Here is a 2,251-nt window from a genome sequence, read left to right as displayed (position 1 = left end):
GTTACCTGCTATGTTACGAGCGACCGTCCACAACGACACGGTTTGACCGATTGATAACCGACATTTGCAGAACTAACGGGGAAAGCTGAAAACCGAACAGAGTAAGCACAAATGAAAAAACCAATATTATTATGGCTAACTTTTATTGCAAATGGTGCGGAAGTAAATATTCCAGCGTGACAAGTTTAACATCAGGCTCTTGCTCAAAAAATCCTGAAGGAAAGAAACACGGACTTTATGAAGGTTCTGAAAAATCGCAATACGTTTGTAAATGTTGTGGCAGTAAGTATTCGAGCTTAACAAGTTTATGTTCGGGTTCTTGCTCAAAAAGTCCGACAAAGAAACATCAACCAGCTATGTAAAATCTTTTACCAAAGGTGGCTTCGCCACCTTTGATATTTTTCATCCAAAATTTATTTAATGGAAGCATCTACAACTGTAAAACAAATGTTGGCAGGCAATAAAATTTTTGTGCCGACATATCAAAGAGCATATTCTTGGGACACAGAACTCGAAAAAACAAACTCACCAAAACAGACAAACGTGTTTTTATCTGACTTGGAAGACTACAATAAAAGTTCGACCAAATCAAAATACTATTTCGGACACTTTTTATTTGAAGAAAAAGACGAGAAAAAGTTTGGAATAATTGACGGACAACAGCGAATGACGACAATCGTCATTTTCTTATCAGCATTATTCAGCAGACTAAAACAAATCAGACCTTTAAACGAAACCGAACAAGAAACGTTTGAAGACATCATTAAACGAAACTCAACTTATCGTTTTGAAACAGTTGATTATGATGATAGATTTTTCAAAGATTGCGTAATTGACCAAAGCAAAAAAGACAGAAATGGAATAAAAACCGTTTCTGCAAAACGCATTGCAATTGCGTTTGATTTTTTCACTTCACAACTTGCCGACAAAGACGAAACGTATTTGTTGAAAATGTTGGATACGGTTCAAAACGCATCTTGCACAACACATCCAGTAAAAGACGCATCGGAAGCAATCCAAATGTTCATTTTCCAAAACAACAGAGGTAAAAAACCTTCAAATTTAGAAATTATCAAAGCTCAATTTATGTTCAACGTTCATCTTTATGGTGGTGAAGAAAAAGAAAGTCTGATAAAAGAAATCAAAGACAGATTTGAAGAAATTTACAAATCAATTTCATCAATCGAATACAGAATTAACGAAGATGATGTTTTAGTTTACACACTTCGTGTACACTTCAATTCACTTTGGGAAACTAACGCAATTGACAAAATAAATAAATTGCTTTCGGAAGCAAATCCAATTCCTTTTATTAAGTCATTTACTCAATCACTTGCTATAAGTTTTGAGCATTTAACAACATTTTTCAGCAAAGACGAAAGAGAAAATTTAGAAATTCACTCGCTTGTAACACTTGGCGGAATTGGTATTGCAATGCCGTTTATAATCAAAGCTTACAAATTTGGTTTGCCAATAAATCAAATCAATTTACTTTGTAGCAAGTTGGAAACAATGGTTTTGCGACACAGACTAATCGGAACAAGAGCCGAAATAACTTCACGATTAAATGACGTTTACCAAAAATTTACTTCTGAAAATCCTGACATCACACCAATAAATGTTAGAATTGATTGGATGAAAACTACACAAGATTGGTGGTGGTCATATTGGGGAAACAAAGAATTGGAGCGTTCAATTCAAGGCGGAATAAATCATACAACTGCAAAATATCTACTTTGGAAATACGAAAACCATTTGGAAGGACAAGGCAAAAGCGGTTACTCGCCTACTCGATTTGACAAAATTGAAAAACCAGAATTGGAACACATTGCACCGCAAACTGAAAATCCAGAAACAGGTTATGACAGTTATGACGAGGAATTTGTAAATCAATACATCAATTGTTTAGGAAATTATTTGTTGCTTTCTAAATCACATAATTGTTCAGTTGGTAACAAACCATTTGCTGACAAACGAAGTAGTTACAACCATTTGGAACAACAACGAGAAATACAAAAAATGACGGCTGAAAGTTCAACTTGGACTAAAGAACTTATTCAGCAACGTAAAGACAAAATCGTTAAATTCGTAATAGAAAATGTATAACCGAAAAAAACACAGCAGGTAACAGCAGTTTGGCAAAATGGCGGGTTCAGTGCTAAATTGAACATTTGATTTTCAAATGAACATTAGTGCTAAATTGAAAGTAAGTGCTTCTAAATCCGCCACTTCGCCAAGCTGCAAAACGTTA

General features: G+C 34.7%; 1 protein-coding gene. It reads left to right on the top strand.

Annotated elements, in window-relative coordinates; genetic code table 11:
- Window positions 1-420 precede the first annotated feature (420 nt).
- A complete protein-coding gene (locus HXZ74_RS17070; protein ID WP_286476508.1) occupies window positions 421-2,106 on the top strand; it encodes a DUF262 domain-containing protein in 1,686 nt (561 codons plus the stop codon).
- Window positions 2,107-2,251: the final 145 nt, after the last annotated feature.

Source organism: Empedobacter sp. R750 (assembly GCF_030324345.1).
GTDB lineage: Bacteria > Bacteroidota > Bacteroidia > Flavobacteriales > Weeksellaceae > Empedobacter > Empedobacter falsenii_C.
Note: the sequence above shows the minus strand (reverse complement) of the source record. Positions and strands in the feature narration are given on the sequence as shown.